The following is an 18,170-nucleotide window of genomic DNA, read 5'->3' as shown; positions in this document are numbered from 1 at the left end:
GGTGGACCATCGTGAGGCCCTGTCGGCGCTCTCGCCACAAGCGCGTTCCGCGCTGACAGAGCGCAGCGATGCTCCGGGCTTGTGGCATTTGGCCGGGCATCTGGGGGGCATCCTGACGCTTGGTGGCCTGATCGCGATCGGTGTTCCGGGGTGGCCCCTTTTGTTGCTTCCGCAGGGAGTGTTGTTGGTCTTTCTGTTCACGCTGCTGCATGAGACCGTGCATGATACGCCGTTCCGAACCACATGGCTGAACCGTTGGGCCGGCGCTTTTTGTGGCCTGGTCCTGTTTTTGCCGCCGGTCTGGTTTCGTTGGTTCCATTTCGCCCATCATCGCTACACCCAAGATCCGAAACGCGATCCGGAACTGGCCAGCGCCAAGCCCGAGACCTTGCCGCAATGGGTTTTGCACGTCTCCGGGGTGCCGGTCTGGATCGCATCGCTGCGAGGTGTCATCCTCAATGCCTTTTACAGATGCACTGATGGTTTTGTGCCAAAGGCCCGTCGCGCGGATGTCCGGCGTGAAGCGCGTATCATGTTGGCCATCTACGCGATCGCAAGTTTGGCGAGCCTTGCCAGCGGCAGTGCGTTTTTGCTTTGGGTCTGGCTGATTCCGATGGCGCTGGGGCAACCCTTTTTGCGACTGTATCTTTTGGCCGAACATGGGTTTTGCCCCTACGTGGCGAACATGTTGGAAAACACGCGCACGACCTTTACCAACCGGATCATCCGGTGGCTGGCGTGGAACATGCCCTATCATGCGGAACACCACAGTTTTCCGACTGTACCGTTCCACAAACTGCCCGAATTGCACCGTTATCTTTCACCCCATCTGAAAGAAACGGAACGCGGGTATCGCCGGTTCACCACGCGCTATCTTCGGCGGCTCAGCTGAATTTTCGCCACGCGAGAACAAAAAATCTGGGCCCGATGGCCCGCAGACGGTGAACTGCCTCTTTGCAATGGCCGAACAACTGCCTATATTCGGTTCGTTCCCTCGGGAACTATGGGCATAAACGCGCATGTAATAAACGGATCGGACCCGGGGGCGGTACCCGGCGGCTCCACCATATATCCTTTGTTGGGGGATCATGGGGCCGAAACAGGATCGACGAACGCGTAAAGATGTAGCTTTGTCCCGGTGAGATACCACCGTTATCGGTTCGCTAAGTACAATTGCCAACAACAATCGTGCTCCGGTTGCTCTGGCTGCGTAAGCAGTTAGAAATACCGAAATCTAAGCCCTTGCGCCTAGCAGCGTAAGGCGGGGTTCGCAGGCACCTGGCAACAGAAGCCTGCACTTTCAATCAATTACCAGATACCATTATAGCAGGCTGCTGGCGCTGGCTGGTTGCGTCTGCGCTCCGGCGTAGAGCGTTGCGGGATCCAGTTCGCCGCGCTCGATGTGCCGGATCTCGCGCCGGGTCAGATCGCCCCGCATGTCCCGAAGCAACAGGCGGTGATCGGCGGCACGTTCAATGAAACCGTCAAACCGCGCGCGCATCTGGGCGACGTAATCCCACCATGCATTTTCATCCAGTTCGATACCCCGATTGAAATTCGGGGCGGCATAGTCGGTTTCATAGACCCGTTTGCCAACCAGAACGGCCTGATAAAGGTAATGCGAAAACAGGCTTGAGAACTCCAGATCATAGGGGCCTGGCAGAACGTGCCGCCATAGGTCGAGGTTCTCGGCAAGGCTGTCGGGCGTTTCCAGAGCCTCGCGGGCATCGATCCAGTATGGGCTGTCCGTCCGGTTTCCCAGAGCATAGTGAAAACAGATGAAATCGCGTACTTCGTCGTACATCTTGCGCATCTGCTTGTTGAAACGCCCGCGCAGGGCGGGGTCATAGCTTTTGTCCGGGAAGTAGGTCGCCAGCATCCGGGCCGTCATCTCGATCATGTGGATCGCGGTGGATTCCAGAGGTTCGATGAACCCCGACGACAGGCCGACCGCAACACAGTTCTTGACCCATTGCTCTTTGTTGCGGCCGATCCGCATGGGGATCACACGCGGTTCGGCCCCTTTGCCCAACGGTCCCAGCCATTCAAGGAATTCGGCGCGTGCTTCTTCGTCGGTGCGATGGGCACTGGAATAGACATATCCGGTGCCGATCCGGTTATACAGCGGCACCCGCCACGTCCAACCGGCGCCCAAGGCCGTGGACCGGGTCATCGGTTCGATCAGGTGGTTCGGATGCTGGACCTGCACCGCCATGGCGCGATCATTGGCAAGGTACTTGGAATAGCTGACGAATTCCCCTCCTAGGGCCTGATTGATGATGAGGCCGCGGAATCCTGTGCAATCAAGCACCAGTTCCACCTCTTGCCGCCCGGTCTTTTCCAGATGCAGCGCGGCAACAAATCCGTCCTCGTTCAGTTCCACATTGCGGAGGTTGTCCATCACGTGAATGACGCCCCGTTCGGTACAGGCCTCTTGCATCATCTTTGCGAAAAGCCCTGCGTCGAGGTGATAGGCGAAACCGACATCGTTGTTGTATTCCGAAGCACGGAACGGCCTCGGCCCGCGCATCCGTTCGCGCAGGTCGAGGCTGGGCGCGACAAGGTGCAGATATTCAAGGTCACCTGCCCCGTAGCGCAGGAAATAGCGGGCCATGTCGACGCCCCGGATCGTCGGCGGACGTTCGAAGGGCGTGGCAAATCGGATCGGCGTGCCGTCAGGGTGCTGGTTCCAGTTGTCGAACATCACGCCCAGCTTGAACGAGGCGTTGCAGGTTTTCATAAACCGCTCTTCTGAGATTCCGGCCTCGCGCAGGGTGCGCGGCATGCCCGGCACCGTGGCCTCGCCAACGCCGACAGTGGGAATATCCGGGGACTCGATCAGCGTGATTTCGATCTTTTCGCCGGTTTCAGGGTTTCGGCTCAGCAGAGAGGACAGGATCAGCGCCGACATCCAGCCTGCCGTGCCGCCGCCAACGATGGTGACCTTGGTGATGAAATCCGGCATGTCGTGCTGTCCCCCGGGTTTTGCATCAGTGTTACAGGTGACCCAACGGCAAGCAAGTCCCTGGCGCGGTTCTTTGCGGCCTGCGGGCCTGTACCGTCCGATGCGGACTGGCTATGACACCGACAACGGAACGCCTGCGTGACGGGCGACAAAGGTGGGCGGATCATGACGGCAAGCATCGGCGAATTGATCCGTGTTTTCGGGCGGATCGGTCTGCTTTCTTTCGGTGGTCCTGCTGCGCAGATCGCGTTGATGCACCGCGAACTGGTCGAAGAGCGGCCATGGCTGACCGAGCAGCAATTCCTGCGGGCGCTGAGTTTCTGCATGTTGCTGCCCGGTCCCGAGGCGATGCAACTGGCCACCTACACCGGGTGGCGTCTGCGCGGGGTACCGGGCGGTCTGATCGCGGGCGGTTTGTTCGTTCTGCCCGGTGCGTTGGTGATCATGGTGCTGGCGCTGCTATATGCACAATTCGGCGCCCGTCCCGAAACAGAGGCCCTGTTGATGGGGGTCAAGGCCTGTGTCGTGGTGATCGTGGCGCAGGCTTTGGTAAAGCTTTCGCAAAAAGCGCTGAAGGGCCGCGGCGAATACATTGTGGCCGGATTGTCCTTTCTTGGGATCTACGCTCTGGGTCTGCCCTTCCCGTTGATCATCGCGCTTGCTGCGCTTTGGGGCGCCCTGCGCGCGCAGGGCAGCGAAGCACCGCCACCGGAACCGGACAGGCGGCGGACCTCTCCGGTTACGATCATCCTTTGGGCGGTGCTCTGGTTGCTGCCCTTGCCGCTATTGTGGATCACCGGTCAGACCCTGTTGTTCGACCTTGCGGCCTTTTTCGCCAAGCTGGCGGTCGTGACATTCGGCGGAGCCTACGCGGTACTGGCCTACATGGCACAAGAGGTGGTCGAAACCCGTGGCTGGCTGGATGCGGCACAGATGGTCGATGCATTGGGGCTTGCGGAAACCACCCCCGGCCCGCTGATCCTAGTGACGCAATTCGTGGGCCAGCTGACCGGACACGTGCAAGGCGGGCCGGGTCTGGCCATCGCGGCCGGTGCTCTGACATTGTGGATGACCTTCGTGCCTTGCTTCTTGTGGATTTTTGCCGGGGCACCTTACGTCGAAAACCTGCTGGCGCGCCCGCGCCTGCAATCGGCCCTGTCCGGAATCACCGCTGCGGTGGTCGGCGTGATTCTGAACCTGTCCCTGTGGTTCGCGCTGCACGTGCTGTTTGCCAAGCTGTTGCCGGTTACTGTCGGGCCTCTGTCGCTGGACCTGCCGGTCCTCGGGTCACTGCGTTGGCAGGTGCTGCCTCTGATCGGGCTGGCGGCACTGTTGATCTTTGCCGGGCGGCGCGGCATTCCGGTGACACTGGCACTTTGTGCGGCGTTGGGCTGGGGCCTGTCACAACTCTGACAATCGCCCCTTTCGTTCCACGTCAAAAGCAATATGCTGAGGCTACGCGCAGAAGGATCCCAATATGTCCGAAGGCATTGATTACGGCAAGCTCATGCACCGCGCCATGCGCGGGTTGATCCAGCAGGTACTGGAGGACGTGCAGCGTGACGGGCTGCCCGGAGAGCATCATTTCTTCATCACCTTCGACACCGGCCATCCCGATGCGGAACTGGCCGATTGGCTGTCCGACCGCTATCCCGAGGAAATGACCGTCGTCATGCAGCATTGGTATGACGATCTGGACGTGGGTGACGATGGTTTCGCGGTCACGCTGAACTTTGGTGATGCGCCGGAGCGTCTGTATATTCCCTATGACGCGATCAAAACCTTTGTCGATCCTTCGGTCGAATTCGGCCTGCGGTTTGAATCCCAGGATGAAGACGAAGAAGACGACGATCCGACCCCGCCCGAAGGCCCCGGTCCCGACGGTCCGGAAGAAGAGGTGCATCACGATGCAGAGGTCGTCAGTCTGGATCGGTTCCGGAAATAACACCGCAGCCTTGGCATTCTGACGCATGTTAACGGTATCCCGTGGTATGCCGCCTTGTCTTTCGCCGCTTCTGGGGTATGAGAAGGCAACTCGTGAAGGAGGCATGCCATGACCGCGACCCGCACCGAATCCGACAGCTTCGGCCCGCTCGAAGTTCCCGCCGACAAGTATTGGGGCGCCCAGACCCAACGTTCGATCATGAACTTCCCGATCGGTTGGGAAAAACAGCCTGTGGCCATCGTGCGCGCGCTTGGCGTGATCAAGAAGGCCTGCGCCATGCAGAACAAGGCGACCGGCAACCTTGAGGCCCGGATCGCCGATGCGATCATCGAAGCGGCTGGCGAAGTGGTCGACGGCAAGTTCGACGACAACTTTCCGCTGGTGGTCTGGCAGACCGGGTCCGGCACCCAGTCGAACATGAACTCGAACGAGGTGATCGCCAACCGTGCGATCGAAATCCTCGGCGGCGTGATCGGTTCCAAGGATCCGGTGCACCCGAACGATCACTGCAACATGGGCCAGTCGTCCAACGACACCTTCCCCACGGCCATGCATATCGCCGCCGCAATGACCGTGCGCGACGTGTTGCTGCCGGGGTTGAACAAGCTTTTGGCTGGGCTGGAGCAGAAGGCTGAAGAGTTCAAGGACATCATCAAGATCGGCCGCACCCACACGCAGGACGCAACGCCGCTGACCCTTGGTCAGGAGTTTTCCGGCTATGCGCATATGATCCGGCAGGGCATCACCCGGATCGAAGCGGCGCTGCCCGGTATCTATGAACTGGCGCAGGGCGGTACTGCCGTCGGCACCGGGCTGAACACGCAGGTGGGCTGGGACAAGGCCGTTGCCGCCAACATGGCAGAGATCACCGGCCTGCCCTTCGTCACCGCGCCCAACAAGTTCGAGGCGCTTTCGGCGCATGATGCCATGGTCTTTATGTCCGGTGCGCTCGCTACGGTGGCGGGCAGCATGTACAAGATCGCCAATGACATCCGTTTTCTGGGTTCCGGCCCGCGGTCAGGTCTGGGCGAACTGATCCTGCCGGAAAACGAGCCCGGCTCATCCATCATGCCGGGCAAGGTAAACCCGACGCAGGCAGAGGCCATGACCCAGGTGGCCGCCCATGTGATGGGCAATGACGCCGCGATGAAATTCGCCGGCAGCCAGGGCCATTTCGAACTGAACGTCTACAACCCGATGATGAGCTACAACCTGCTGCAAAGCATGCAGTTGCTGGGCGACGTGGCCGACAGCTTTACCGAGCGGATGCTGCTGGGCATCGAGGCAAACAAGCCTCGCATCCAGAAACTGATGCAGGAATCGCTGATGCTTGTGACCGCGCTGGCACCGACCATTGGCTATGACAATGCCACCAAGGTTGCCAAGACCGCGCATAAGAACGGCACCACGCTGAAGGAAGAGGCCATTGCCCTTGGATTCGTGGATGCCGAGACTTTTGACGCCGTGGTCCGCCCCGAGCAGATGATCGGCCCCAAGGGCTGAGGTTTCTCGCGCCACAGGCGCGGCACAAAAAATGCGAGGGGCCAGCCCCTCGCGCTCCCCGGGATATTTTTGGACAGAAGAAACATGGAACGCGCTCTGTAACGGGGCGCGTTTTTTTCATGTCCAGCGACGTGATGTTGCGATGGCGGCGTATCAGAGGGGAGCAATTTCGACGGAGAGTCCCATGTCCCGCCTGTCTCCCTATTGGTTGTGGCTTGTCCTTGCCCTGCCCGGTTTCGGTATGGCCTTTGAATTGGTGGGCAGCACGAACCCATCCATCTATCACATCCTTGTGCATCCGACCGGCGAGTTCGCCGCACGGTTCATGATTGTTGCCATGTTGGCATCGCCCCTGATGCTGGTTTTCAAAGGTTGGCGTGGGCCGCGCTGGCTGAAACGGAACCGGCGGTATTTCGGTGTGGCGGCCTTTGTCTATGCTCTGGCACACACGGTGTTTTATTTGATCGACAAGGCCGTTCTGGACCGTGTCCTGACCGACTTGCCGCGGCTTTACATCTGGACGGGATGGCTGGCCTTTGTGATTTTTATTCCGCTTGCGGTGACCTCTATGGATTATTTCGTCCGAAAAATGGGTCCGGCATGGAAGGCACTGCAACGCTGGACCTATCCGGCGGCGGCCCTGACCCTTGTTCATTGGGCGGCGCTGCACGACTGGGGGCATCCTGCGGCGGCGCTGGTGCATTTCGGGCCTTTGATCGCACTGGAGGCCTATCGGGTATGGTACTGGTATTTGCGGCCCCGCGGGCAGGCGGCTGCCTGATCGCCGGATATGCAGAAACCCCTTGGCCTTGCCCCCTTGGGCGGGGCATCATCATGGCATGTCCCAGATCGTGAATCTCAACCGTTTTCGCAAACAGAAGGCCCGCACCGACAAGCGTCGGGAAGGCGCGCAAAACGCCTTGCGCCATGGTCAGAGCAAGGCCGAAAAAGAGTTGACCAAGGCAAAAGCCGACAAGGCTCGGCGGGATCTTGACGGCCACGAACTCGAATGAGCGGCCGTCCGGTCAAACATTCTTTGACCTTGAAAGGGCACCGTACCTCGGTGTCTCTGGAGGATGTGTTCTGGCGCGAATTTCGACGGATCGCGCGAGAAAAAGGCATGACAATCAATGCGCTGGCCAGCGAAATTGACGTAACGCGCGATCCGGAGGTGGGGTTGGCCTCTTCCATCCGCGTGTATGTGCTGCAAGAGGCGCTGTCCGCCCGGGACGCAGGGTCTTTCTAGCTGGCCGGGAAAACGAAACAGCGGTCGCGGCGGATGCTGAGCCACATCGGCGTGCCCGGTTTGGGCAGAAAGACATTGGGCACCGTGGCGCGCAGTTTCTCGCCGTCGTGATCCATTCGGAATTCGACAAGGCTTTCCGACCCCATGAAGCGCGCACGCTGGACCACGCCGCGCGCCGGAGCGCCGGTCTTGGCCGAGGGGCTTGGCCCCTTGCCGGCGCGGTCGAAATCAATGCTGACGTGCTGCGGGCGGAACACGATCTCGACCTCTGTGCCATCGGCATAACCCGGGGCGAGGAACTGGCCAAAGGGGGTGGCGACCAGCGCGCCCTGAACTTTGCCCCGCAGCGTATTGATATCGCTGAAAAAGGCGACAGCCTCACGATCTACGGGCGCGTTATAGACGTTGTAAGGTGCGCCAAGCTGGACGATATTGCCCTTGCGCATCAGGGCAATTTCATCGGCCATGCGCATGGCCTCTTCGGGTTCGTGCGTGACGAGCAGAACCGATGTGCCTTCCTCTTTCAGAAGTTCCAGAGTTTCGTCCCGGATGCCGTCGCGCAGGCGGTTGTCCAACCCCGAAAACGGTTCGTCCATGAGCATGAGGCGCGGCTTGGGGGCCAGTGCCCGCGCGAGTGCCACGCGTTGTTGTTCGCCGCCGGACAATTGGTGGGGATAATCGTCGATGTAACCCGCGAGCCCGACCCGTTCGAGATATTCCCGCGCGCGGTCTTTCTTTTCGGCGCCGGGGCCTTTCAGGCCAAAGGCAACGTTTTCGCCGACACTGAGGTGCGGGAACAGGGCAAAATCCTGAAACATCAACCCAACCGACCGACGTTCCGGCGGCACACGATAGACCGTGTCGCAGATCAGTTTGCCATCGATATGGATCGTGCCGGAATCCTGCATCTCGACCCCGGCGATGATCCGCAGGGTGGTGGATTTGCCGCAACCGGACGGCCCCAGCAGGCAGGTCACCCGGCCGGGTTGGATCGCCAGAGAGACATTGTTGACCACCGGCTTGCCGTCGTAGCGTCGAATGATGTCACGGATTTCAAGGCGGGGTGGTTGCACGGATCGTCCTTCGTGGTGTCCGACGGAATTCATCGGGTTTCCTGCGACAGATAAAGCGCCCGCCCCCGCCCTGCAAGGTCAGGTGGCCAGCGCCTTTCCCAGACGCGGCAGGCGGGCCTTTTTCAACAGGTTCCGCACGCTCCATGGGGCGCCGGACAGCGTTTCGGCCTTGGCGCGAACCTTGTCGGCGACCTCTGCCATGACCTCTGGGCGGCTCTGGTAGAACCCCAGCAGAAACCCGTCGGGATCGGCACGGGACAGGCCCTCTTCGGCAAGGGTGCCGCGCGGGAAATCCCCGGCGTTCATGGTGACGATCACATCGGCATTCCCGGCAATGGCGGCGGCCAGCACATGCAGGTCGTTGGGATCAGGCAGCCAAAGCCGCGCCTCTAGCGAAGGCTTGCATGTCACCTCGGCGGCAGGCCACGCGGCGCGGGTCAGCGCGATTTCTCCGCGTGCCTGTTCCTCGCCGCCGGGGCCGATCTTGCGGGCGGCGCGGGCCCATTCTTCGAGGATACGGGCGGACCAGAGCGGTGTGTAAAACCCCGCCCGCGCCGCCCCCAGCAGCACCTCGCGCATAACCGTCGGGTACAGAACGCAGGTGTCCAGCAGAACCTTCACAGGCGAAAGACCAGAGCCTTGAGGTAGCCTGACTCGGCCAGTTGCGGCAACAGGGGGTGATCCGGCCCGGCATACCCGGTGTGTATCAGTTGCGCCCGTCGTCCAGAACGCCCGATGCCACGCAGGCAAGCCCCCGTGAAGGCGTTCAGGTCCGCGGCATGAGAACAAGAGCAGAGCGCAAGGAAGCCATCGGTCTGCACCAGCGGCGCGGCAAGCCGTGCGACACGTTCATAGGCGCGCAATCCCTTTTCCAACGCGGGTTTGTTGGGCGCAAAGGCAGGCGGGTCGCAAACCACTAGATCGAAGGCCGCGTTTTCCGTCGCAAGCGCATCCAGCGTGTCAAAAGCGTCGCCTTGGCGCGTGGCAAAACGTTCCGCGGCGCCCATGCGCGCGGCACCTTCTTCGGCCAGGGTCAGTGCGGGAGCCGAACCATCGACCGCCAGCGCGTTGGAGGCCCCTCCGGCCAAGGCCGCCAGGGCAAAGCCGCCGACATGGGAAAACACGTCCAGAACCGAGCGGTCTTTGGCCAGCCGGGCGACAAACCCGTGGTTATCCCGTTGGTCAAAGAACAGCCCGGTTTTCTGGCCCCCGGTCAGGTCCGCCATGTAGGTGGCACCGTTCATGACAACGGGCAGCGCCCCTTCGGGTGCCGCGCCGCGCAGGACGGCATCTACATCGTCCAGCCCCTCCAGCGCGCGCCCGCGCCCGCCGGCGTTCTTCAGCACATTGGCAACGCCTGTCACATCGACAAGAGCCTGTGTCAGAAGGTCCAGATGCGCCTCGGCCCATGCGGCATTGGGTTGAACCACGCAGGTGTCGCCAAACCGGTCGATCACCAGCCCGGGCAGTCCATCACCCTCGGCGTGAACCAGCCGATAAAACGGCGCATCATAGACGGCCTCGCGCAGCGAAAGCGCCTTGCGCAGACGTTTGGTGAACCATGCTCCGTCGATCCGGGCATCGGCGTCACGGTCCAGCACCCGGGCCACGATCCGCGATCCGGGGTTCACCGCGACGGTCGCCAGCGGTTTGCGTTCGCCATCTTCCAGCGTCGCGATGCTGCCGGGGGCCAGCCCCTTGGTCCGCCGGTCGAGAACCAGTTCATTGTCAAAGACCCACGGCGCACCACGCCGGATAGCGCGGGCGTTCGCCTTGGGTTTCATGCGCAGTACGGCGCGGGCCGTTGGGGTATTGGAATCCATCATGGGTTTCGCTTAGCTGGAAAACACGGAGTGCGGAAGCGTCCCCACATAGCCGCAGCAGCGGGCCGCCACAATCGGGCCTTTACCGTTAGCGCTAACTATCGTATGCAACGCGCAACCGCATGGAACGGCCAAAGCCAGGCCATAGCCGATCCCGAAGGGAGACACGAATGCCGCTTGACGCCACGATCGCCCGAGTCACTGCCCGTATCGAAGCCCGCTCTGAAACATTGCGTGCCACCTATCTGGACCGGATGCGTCGCGCCGCAGAAGAAGGTCCCCGGCGGGCGCATCTAACCTGCGGAAATCAGGCCCATGCCTATGCTGCCATGGGCGCGGACAAGGGGGCGCTTGCCGAAGGGCGCGCGCCGAACCTTGGCATTGTCACCGCTTACAATGACATGCTGTCCGCCCACCAGCCGTTCGAAACCTACCCCGAGGTGATCCGTCGTGCAGCCCGCGCCGCTGGCGGCACCGCGCAGGTGGCCGGTGGCGTGCCCGCCATGTGTGACGGCGTGACCCAGGGCCAGGTCGGCATGGAATTGTCGCTGTTTTCACGCGATGTGATCGCGCTGGCCGCCGGTGTGGCGCTGTCGCACAATACCTTCGACGCGGCGGTCTATCTGGGCGTCTGCGACAAGATCGTGCCGGGGCTGGTTATCGCGGCAGCCACCTTTGGGTATTTGCCGGGCCTGTTCATTCCCGCCGGTCCCATGACCAGCGGTCTGCCCAATGACCAGAAAGCCAAGGTACGTCAGCAATTCGCCACCGGCGAAGTCGGGCGCGACAAGCTGATGGAGGCCGAGATGGCCTCGTACCACGGGCCGGGCACCTGTACCTTCTACGGCACCGCCAATTCCAACCAGATGCTGATGGAGTTCATGGGCCTGCACCTGCCGGGCACCAGCTTTATCAACCCGGGCACTCCGCTGCGCGAAGCACTGACCGCCGAAGCGGCAAAACATGCGTTGTCGATCACCCAACTGGGCAATGCCTATCGTCCTGTCTGCGACGTTCTGGACGCCAAGGCTTTTGTGAACGGGATCGTCGGCCTGATGGCGACGGGCGGCTCTACCAACCTCGTGCTGCACCTGCCTGCCATGGCCCGCGCCGCCGGTGTCGTGCTGGAACTGGAAGATTTCGACGAGATCAGTTCGGTCACGCCGCTGATGGCCAAGGTGTATCCAAACGGCCTTGCGGATGTGAACCATTTCCACGCGGCGGGCGGGCTGCAATACATGATCGGGGATCTGCTGGATGCGGGCCTTCTGCATGACGAGGTAAAGACCGTCGCTGGCGATGGTCTGTCACTTTACACCCGCGAACCGGTTTTGACAGACGGCGAAGTCACCTATCGCGACGGTCCGCGTGAAAGCCAGAATGACAAGATCCTGCGTCCCGCGCGCGATCCCTTTCAGTCGACCGGCGGCTTGAAACAGCTCTACGGCAACCTTGGCCACGGCATGATCAAGGTTTCCGCTGTCGCCCCCGAACGCCATGTGATCGAGGCACCGGCGCGGATTTTCCACGATCAGGAAAGCGTAAAGACCGCCTTCAAGGCGGGCGAGTTCACCTCGGACACCGTTGTTGTGGTGCGTTTTCAGGGGCCGAAGTCCAACGGGATGCCAGAGCTGCACGGTTTGCTGCCGACGCTGGCGGTCCTTCAGGATCGCGGTCTAAAGGTGGCGCTGGTCACCGATGGGCGCATGTCCGGTGCCTCGGGCAAGGTGCCCGCCGCGATCCATATTTCACCCGAGGCGGCGAACGGTGGGCCGCTGGCGCGCCTGCGCGATGGTGACGTGGTGCGCGTGGATGCGGTCAACGGTACGATTGAAACCCTTGCGGCGGATTTCGACAGCCGTGATCCCGTCACTGCCGACCTGACCGGGAACGGCCACGGCGTCGGGCGCGAACTGTTCGAAGCCTTCCGCCAGAATGTCGGCCTTGCCTCCAACGGTGCCGCCGTGGTGGTGTGACGCCGATTCTGCCCCGAGCAAAACTTACGATCTATACAAAGCGAGACCCCATCCATGACTCCCCAGGACGCCAGCACAAGCAACGAGGCGCTCTGCCGCCTTGCCCCCGTCATTCCGGTTCTGGTGGTCGATGACGTCGCCCATGCCCGCCCTCTGGCCGAGGCGCTGGTTGCCGGTGGTCTACCGGTTCTCGAAGTGACCCTGCGCACGCCTGTTGCACTGGACGTGATCCGCGAGATGGCCAAGGTCGACGGTGGGGTTGTGGGTGCCGGCACCTTGCTGACCCCGGCGGATGTCGAGGCCGCCGTGGCAGCCGGTGCGAAATTCGGTGTTTCGCCCGGAGCAACCGATAAACTGCTGGACGCTTGCGAGGCCGCAGACCTGCCACTGCTGCCGGGGGCTGCGACCTCCTCCGAGGCGATGCGCCTGCTGGAACGCGGCTATACCGTGCAGAAATTCTTTCCCGCCGAGGCCAATGGCGGTGTGCCCGCGTTGAAATCCATTGGTGCACCGATTCCGCAGGTCCGCTTCTGCCCCACAGGCGGCGTCAGCCCCCATAACGCGCCCGACTATCTTGCGCTGTCGAACACGCTCTGTGTCGGCGGCAGCTGGGTTGCCCCCAAAGACGCGGTACTGGCAGGCGATTGGGCCCGGATCGAGGAGCTGGCCCGCGCTGCGGCCGCCCTGCCCCGGACCTGAAACCCCGCCACGTTTCCCCGCTCCGGACTTCCGCGGGCGGGGAAATTCAGTTGAGGTTCGTGTTCCGTGGCCGCGATTTCCACCCGCCGCGCCGACGTGGGGCCTGCGCCTTTTCAAGACCTTCCCGAAGCACCTCGGTCATCGGATGCGTCTTACCTTCGCCATAGCGGGACAAAAGCGCCCCCAACATAACCTGCATGTCCTCGCCATCGGGGGCCGACAAGGCCCAGTCCAGAAAGATCGAACGGCATTCCCCGATCGTCAGTTCCGGCATGTCATAGGCGTCGGCAATCAAGCCCTTCGGGTCCATCGGATCACCGTGTTTCATGTCTCTTCCTCCGGTTCGGGCAATACCTTGTCGATGATCGCCTCAGCGCGCCCGGCCTGCGCTTCCAGTTGCGACCGCAACGTGTCCATGCACGCCGCACCGATCAGCCTCAACAGGAAACCACAGCCCCCCGAACCCAGTTTTTCCGGATCCAGCGCCTCTTCGCTGACCAGTCGGGCACCGATCTGCAAGGTCCAAAACAGCTCGTAGGCTTCGATCAATGCCTTGCGGTCGTCTTCGGCCAGCCAATCCGCCAAACGCAGGGCGCGCGGCGTTTCGCGAACGGGCCGGCCTGCCATCAACGCGCACATCTGGGCAAACAGTTCGATATCCTGCAATCGCCCCGGGCCGATCTTGGCGTCCAAAGGCCCTGCTGGTGCCTTGGCCGCCGCGATGCGGGCGCGCATCTTGGCCACAGCTTGCAAGACCTCGGACCGGTCACCGGGCGTGCCGATGACCTCGCGGCGCAATGCCTCGACATCCGCGGCCAGATCGCCGGGACCCGCCACGACGCGGGCGCGCGTCAGCGCCAAGTGTTCCCAGACCCACGCTTCGTCGCGCTGGTAGCTTTGGAAAGAAGCCCAGGACGTCGCCACCGGCCCCTGATTGCCCGACGGACGCAGCCGCATGTCGATTTCATAAAGCCGCCCCTGCGCCATCGGTGCGCTCATCGCGGTGATCAAGGCCTGAGTCAGGCGGGCGTAGTATGTGCGGCTGGCCAAGGGTTTGCGTCCCTCCGAGGCCTCGACGCCTTCGGCATCGTAAATCACGATCACGTCCAGATCCGACCGGGCATGTTGTCGGCGCGACCCCAGAGACCCCATGCCCAGAACGACCGCACCACGGCCCGGAGGCGGGCCGTGTTTCTCAGCGAACATGGTCTGGACCTGTGGAAAGACCGCCGCAAGCGCCGCCCCGGCAAGGTCCGCATAGGCCTTGCCTGCCTCTTCGGGGCCCATCAGCCCGCGCAGCAGGTGAACCCCTATGCGAAAATGCCAGTCTTTCGCCCATCGGCGGGCCGCGTCCAGCTTGTGTTCGTAATCCCCGGCCCGTTCCAATTGATCCATCAACGACAGCCGCAGCGCATCTGCACCGGGCCACGCGCTAAAGAAATCCCCGGCGATCACTGCGTCAAAAACGCTCGCGTTGCGCGAGAGGTAGCGGGCCAGATCAGGCGAGGTGCCAACGATGTCGACCAGCAGATCGATCAACTGGTGATTGGCCTCGAATAGGGAAAACAGCTGCACCCCCGCAGGCAGCCCCGCAAGGAAACTGTCAAACGCCATCAGCGCTTCGTCAGGGCGATCGGTTTCGCTCAGTCGTCGCAGGATTTCGGGCTGGAGCCTCTCGAAGATCGTGACCGCACGTTCCGACCGCAAACACGGGTAGTTGACCCAGCGCGCGGGCAACTGACTGTTGGCAAAAATTTCCGGGATCTGAGGCGAAGCGCCTGCACCGGGAGCAAAGAACCCTTCGGTCAGTTCGTGGACTTCGGTCAGGCGGGCCACCAGATCCGCTTCAAGCGCATTCAACTCGGACCCCATGAGGCAAGCCAGCCGCTGCATCCCTTCGGGCGATTTCGGAAGGTCGTGTGTCTGGGCGTCGCCGATCATCTGGATGCGATGTTCCACCTCGCGGTGTGCGCGGTAATGATCTGACAGTGTTTCGGCCGCTTCGGTCGGAATCCAGCCTTTTTCCGCCAGCCGATGCAGCCCTTCGACCGTGCCGCGCACGCGCAGTTCCGGGTCGCGCCCGCCGGCAATCAACTGACGCGTCTGGGTAAAGAATTCGATCTCGCGGATACCGCCACGTCCCAGTTTCATATTATGTCCCGGCAAGGCGACCTTGCCGTGAAAGCCTTTGTGTTCGCGGATCCTGAGGCGCATGTCATGGGCGTCCTGAATGGCCGCGAAATCAAGGTGCTTGCGCCAGACGAATGGCGTCAGCGTCTTGAGGAAACGTGCCCCGGCATCCAGATCGCCCGCCGCCGGGCGCGCCTTGATATAGGCTGCCCGCTCCCATGTTCGGCCAACGCTTTCGTAATAGCGTTCCGCCGCCTCCATCGCCATACAGACCGGTGTGACCGCCGGGTCCGGGCGCAGCCGCAGATCGGTGCGGAACACATAGCCTTCGCCTGTCAGGTCGTTCAGCGTCGCCGCCATCTTGCGCGTGGCCCGCACCAGCGAGGCGCGCGCCTCGTGGTAATCGGACGGGTCATAGCGCGTTTCATCAAACAGGCAGATCAGGTCGATATCCGAGGAGTAGTTCAACTCCCCCGCCCCCATCTTGCCCATGGCCAAGGCAACCATGCCTCCGGCTGTGGCAATATCGTCCTCGGTCGCGCCGGGCAGCTTGCCGCGGGACACTTCGGGCGTGATGGCCGCGCGCAGGGCCAGCGAGACAGACAAGTCGGCAAAATCGCTGAGTGTGCCGGTGACTTGCTCCAACGGCCATGCCCCGGCCAGATCGCAAAGGGCGCTTAACAGGGCGATCCGGCGCTTGGCCTGTCGCAGTGCCGCGCCGATCTCGGTGGGCGAATGCTGTTCAAGGCTTTCATAAACCGATGAAATCGCGGCTTCCGGATCATCGACGGCGGTTTCCAGCCAACCGCCCTCGCGCAACAACAGCCCGCGCAAATAGGGGCTGGATCCGCCCGTGCCTTCGATCAGTTGGGCGGTTTGGCCGGTGGCCCATGGGCAGGCGTCCAGTGCCTCGCGTCCCCGATCGGGTTCAAAGGCATGCGGCAGTCGGGTGGTGCGGTCTTCCAGCGTCATGACGGCAGATGGCCACCATTCGCGGGCAAGCGCAACTCTCTTGCGGCCGGTGCGACATTGGCCCAGTTTGCCGCGCAGAGTTATGGGGAACAGAGATGAGCAAAAGCCTGAAACGTGTCCGCACCGCGCTGGAAGAAGCGGGCCAGTCCTCCGAGATCCGCGAAGTCGGACAGGCCCGGACCGCTCAAGAGGCCGCTGACAGCGTCGGTTGCACACTGGACCAGATTGCCAAATCCATCATCTTTCGTGCGGAAACCAGCGGTGAGGCGGTGCTCTTCCTGACCGCTGGCGGCAATCAGGTCTGCTCCGACAAAGCCACCCGATTGGCGGGCGAACCTTTGGGCAAGGCAGATGCGGCGCTGATCCGGGAGCAGACCGGTTTCGCCATCGGAGGCGTTGCCCCCGTCGGTCATCTGAATCCGATCCGGGCGTGGATCGACCCGCGCCTGTTGGAATTTTCCGAAGTCTGGGCCGCTGCCGGAACGCCGCGCCATGTCTTTCCCATCGATCCCAGGGCCCTGCCGGCCCTGACGGGCGCTGTGGTGGATGATTTCACGAGGTAGACGGCGATTCTGGGAGCCGGGGGCGAAGACCCCTCATTTCAACCGAAATTCGCAACCGAATATGCCGGAAAGTAAAAGGCGCGCCCAAAGAGGGGTCGCGCCTTTTATATTATTATCAGTGGCTTGCCGATCGATCACAGTGTAAATGTAAAAAACATTCACATCGACACTTGAAAGACCCCTTCTGTCTTCCGATCTACTTCAATGTGAAAGGCATTCACATAAACATTCAAACGGAGAGAGACATGACCACCGCCGCTTACACATCCACGCTTCCTGCCAATGCTGGCTGGTTCGCGCGGGCCGAGGCTTGGCTGGATCACAAAGGCAAAGGCGCCTGGATCGCGGCCATGGTTCTTGGGTTCATCTTCTTCTGGCCTGTTGGGCTGGCCCTTCTCGCCTATATGATCTGGAGCAAACGTATGTTCAGCAAATCCTGCCGCACCGGCCGTAACCACGAAGGCCGAAAGGCTGCCTGGGCCGCTATGAAACCTTCGGGCAACCGCGCCTTTGACGCGTACAAGGCTGACACGCTGCGCCGCCTTGAGGCCGAACAGGACGCCTTTGAGCAGTTCCTCGAGCGCCTGCGCGAAGCAAAGGATAAATCGGAATTCGACCAGTTCATGGACGAACGCGAACGCCGCGCACGGACCGAGGCCGACGAAACCGAAAACGCCTGATGACGACGGGCGCCCCTGTTCCGGGGGCGCCTTCCCCCTTTTCTGCCAGGAGCAATAAATGTATTCCGAGACAATGTCCCACCTGCCCGATCCAGACCGACAGGCCGCTTTTTATGACGGCGTGACGATCAAGCGCGGCGTCGCATGGGTGCTGGACACGTTGCTGATTTCCCTGATTACCCTGCCGATTGCCATATTTTCGATTGTGGGGTTGTTCATGATCCCGCTTTTGTTCCTTGTGATCGGGTTTCTTTATCGCTGGATGACGATAGCGGGCCGTTCTGCGACGCCCGGGATGCGCTTTATGAACATCGAGTTCCGTAACGCCTGGGGCGAACGGTTCGACGGCGGTCAGGCTTTTCTTCACACGCTGGGTTACACCCTGATTGCGACCACCGTGATTCTTCAACTGGCCTCTATCGTGTTGATGTTTCTAAGCGAACGCGGACAGGGCCTGCATGACATGGTTCTGGGGACGGTAGCGCTCAACCGTCGCGCATGAGGCAACAGAGGCCTTGAAACGGACGGATTTGTTCCTGCCTCGCGGCTTGTTTACGCTGTTATCGGAAAGGCTCCGCCATTGCGGGGCCTCCTG

18 protein-coding genes and 1 other RNA gene are annotated in these 18,170 nt (G+C 61.8%); 13 read left to right on the top strand and 6 right to left on the bottom strand.

Features of this window, described 5'->3' with window-relative positions; translation table 11 throughout:
- Window position 1: 1 nt before the first annotated feature.
- Window positions 2-892, top strand: coding sequence for a fatty acid desaturase (locus tag KJP30_RS03200; protein ID WP_343222733.1), 891 nt, complete (start codon window positions 2-4; stop codon window positions 890-892).
- Window positions 893-949: 57 nt separating this feature from the next.
- Window positions 950-1,299: a transfer-messenger RNA gene (gene ssrA / locus KJP30_RS03195) on the top strand.
- A 22-nt stretch (window positions 1,300-1,321) separates the two neighbouring features.
- On the opposite strand, the gene KJP30_RS03190 is transcribed toward ssrA, so the two are convergent.
- Window positions 1,322-2,965 (bottom strand): tryptophan halogenase family protein, encoded by a 1,644-nt coding sequence (locus KJP30_RS03190; RefSeq protein ID WP_218447556.1) that lies wholly within the window; start codon window positions 2,963-2,965, stop codon window positions 1,322-1,324.
- Window positions 2,966-3,130: 165 nt separating this feature from the next.
- Between KJP30_RS03190 and chrA the strand changes: the two genes are divergently transcribed.
- The 6 genes from chrA (at window position 3,131) to KJP30_RS03160 (ending at window position 7,659) form a co-directional block, all read left to right on the top strand.
- Window positions 3,131-4,378 carry a chromate efflux transporter gene (chrA, locus tag KJP30_RS03185; protein ID WP_218447555.1) on the top strand — a complete coding sequence of 416 codons (1,248 nt, stop codon included), beginning with the start codon at window positions 3,131-3,133 and terminating at the stop codon, window positions 4,376-4,378.
- Window positions 4,379-4,442: 64 nt separating this feature from the next.
- Window positions 4,443-4,910, top strand: a complete 468-nt coding sequence (locus KJP30_RS03180) for an SspB family protein (protein WP_218447554.1) — start codon at window positions 4,443-4,445, stop codon at window positions 4,908-4,910.
- 108 nt (window positions 4,911-5,018) lie between these two features.
- Window positions 5,019-6,413: a class II fumarate hydratase gene (gene fumC, locus KJP30_RS03175; RefSeq protein ID WP_218447553.1), complete on the top strand. Its 1,395-nt coding sequence runs from the start codon at window positions 5,019-5,021 to the stop codon at window positions 6,411-6,413.
- Window positions 6,414-6,597: 184 nt separating this feature from the next.
- On the top strand, window positions 6,598-7,194 hold the full coding sequence (locus KJP30_RS03170; RefSeq protein WP_218447552.1) for a protein-methionine-sulfoxide reductase heme-binding subunit MsrQ: 597 nt from the start codon (window positions 6,598-6,600) through the stop codon (window positions 7,192-7,194).
- Between the two features lie 58 nt (window positions 7,195-7,252).
- Window positions 7,253-7,426 (top strand): DUF4169 family protein, encoded by a 174-nt coding sequence (locus KJP30_RS03165; RefSeq protein ID WP_218447551.1) that lies wholly within the window; start codon window positions 7,253-7,255, stop codon window positions 7,424-7,426.
- On the top strand, window positions 7,423-7,659 hold the full coding sequence (locus KJP30_RS03160; RefSeq protein ID WP_218447550.1) for a ribbon-helix-helix domain-containing protein: 237 nt from the start codon (window positions 7,423-7,425) through the stop codon (window positions 7,657-7,659). The genes KJP30_RS03165 and KJP30_RS03160 overlap by 4 nt, the downstream gene beginning before the upstream one ends.
- Here KJP30_RS03160 and KJP30_RS03155 read toward each other — a convergent pair.
- Genes KJP30_RS03155 through KJP30_RS03145 form a run of 3 tightly spaced genes read right to left on the bottom strand, consistent with a single transcriptional unit; the run spans window position 7,656 to window position 10,558 of the window.
- The gene (locus KJP30_RS03155) at window positions 7,656-8,765 is read right to left on the bottom strand and encodes an ABC transporter ATP-binding protein (protein WP_218447549.1); all 1,110 of its coding nucleotides are present in this window, start codon (window positions 8,763-8,765) and stop codon (window positions 7,656-7,658) included. The genes KJP30_RS03160 and KJP30_RS03155 overlap by 4 nt on opposite strands.
- Before the next feature lie 45 nt (window positions 8,766-8,810).
- A complete protein-coding gene (locus KJP30_RS03150) occupies window positions 8,811-9,353 on the bottom strand; it encodes an RSP_2648 family PIN domain-containing protein (protein WP_218447548.1) in 543 nt (180 codons plus the stop codon).
- Window positions 9,350-10,558 carry an RSP_2647 family RNA methyltransferase gene (locus KJP30_RS03145; protein WP_218447547.1) on the bottom strand — a complete coding sequence of 403 codons (1,209 nt, stop codon included), beginning with the start codon at window positions 10,556-10,558 and terminating at the stop codon, window positions 9,350-9,352. Before KJP30_RS03145 ends, KJP30_RS03150 begins: the two co-directional genes overlap by 4 nt.
- Before the next feature lie 167 nt (window positions 10,559-10,725).
- On the opposite strand from KJP30_RS03145, the gene edd reads away from it, so the two are divergent.
- Window positions 10,726-12,531 (top strand): phosphogluconate dehydratase, encoded by a 1,806-nt coding sequence (gene edd, locus KJP30_RS03140; RefSeq protein WP_218447546.1) that lies wholly within the window; start codon window positions 10,726-10,728, stop codon window positions 12,529-12,531.
- 54 nt (window positions 12,532-12,585) lie between these two features.
- A complete protein-coding gene (locus KJP30_RS03135; protein ID WP_218447545.1) occupies window positions 12,586-13,230 on the top strand; it encodes a bifunctional 4-hydroxy-2-oxoglutarate aldolase/2-dehydro-3-deoxy-phosphogluconate aldolase in 645 nt (214 codons plus the stop codon).
- Between the two features lie 46 nt (window positions 13,231-13,276).
- Here KJP30_RS03135 and KJP30_RS03130 read toward each other — a convergent pair whose 3' ends face one another.
- Window positions 13,277-13,558: a hypothetical protein gene (locus KJP30_RS03130; RefSeq protein ID WP_218447544.1), complete on the bottom strand. Its 282-nt coding sequence runs from the start codon at window positions 13,556-13,558 to the stop codon at window positions 13,277-13,279.
- On the bottom strand, window positions 13,555-16,332 hold the full coding sequence (locus KJP30_RS03125; RefSeq protein WP_218447543.1) for a [protein-PII] uridylyltransferase family protein: 2,778 nt from the start codon (window positions 16,330-16,332) through the stop codon (window positions 13,555-13,557). Before KJP30_RS03125 ends, KJP30_RS03130 begins: the two co-directional genes overlap by 4 nt.
- Window positions 16,333-16,427: 95 nt before the next feature.
- Between KJP30_RS03125 and KJP30_RS03120 the strand changes: the two genes are divergently transcribed.
- The 3 genes from KJP30_RS03120 (at window position 16,428) to KJP30_RS03110 (ending at window position 18,077) form a co-directional block, all read left to right on the top strand.
- Window positions 16,428-16,895: a YbaK/EbsC family protein gene (locus KJP30_RS03120; RefSeq protein ID WP_218447542.1), complete on the top strand. Its 468-nt coding sequence runs from the start codon at window positions 16,428-16,430 to the stop codon at window positions 16,893-16,895.
- 245 nt (window positions 16,896-17,140) lie between these two features.
- A complete protein-coding gene (locus tag KJP30_RS03115) occupies window positions 17,141-17,575 on the top strand; it encodes a DUF2852 domain-containing protein (protein ID WP_218447541.1) in 435 nt (144 codons plus the stop codon).
- Between the two features lie 58 nt (window positions 17,576-17,633).
- Entirely contained in the window at window positions 17,634-18,077 is a 444-nt protein-coding gene (locus KJP30_RS03110; RefSeq protein ID WP_224874276.1) for an RDD family protein, read from the top strand.
- Window positions 18,078-18,170 lie beyond the last annotated feature (93 nt).

This window comes from Antarctobacter sediminis, from assembly GCF_019218285.1.
In the GTDB taxonomy this organism is placed as follows: Bacteria; Pseudomonadota; Alphaproteobacteria; order Rhodobacterales; family Rhodobacteraceae; genus Antarctobacter; species Antarctobacter sediminis.
This window is presented reverse-complemented; position numbering and strand designations above follow the sequence as displayed.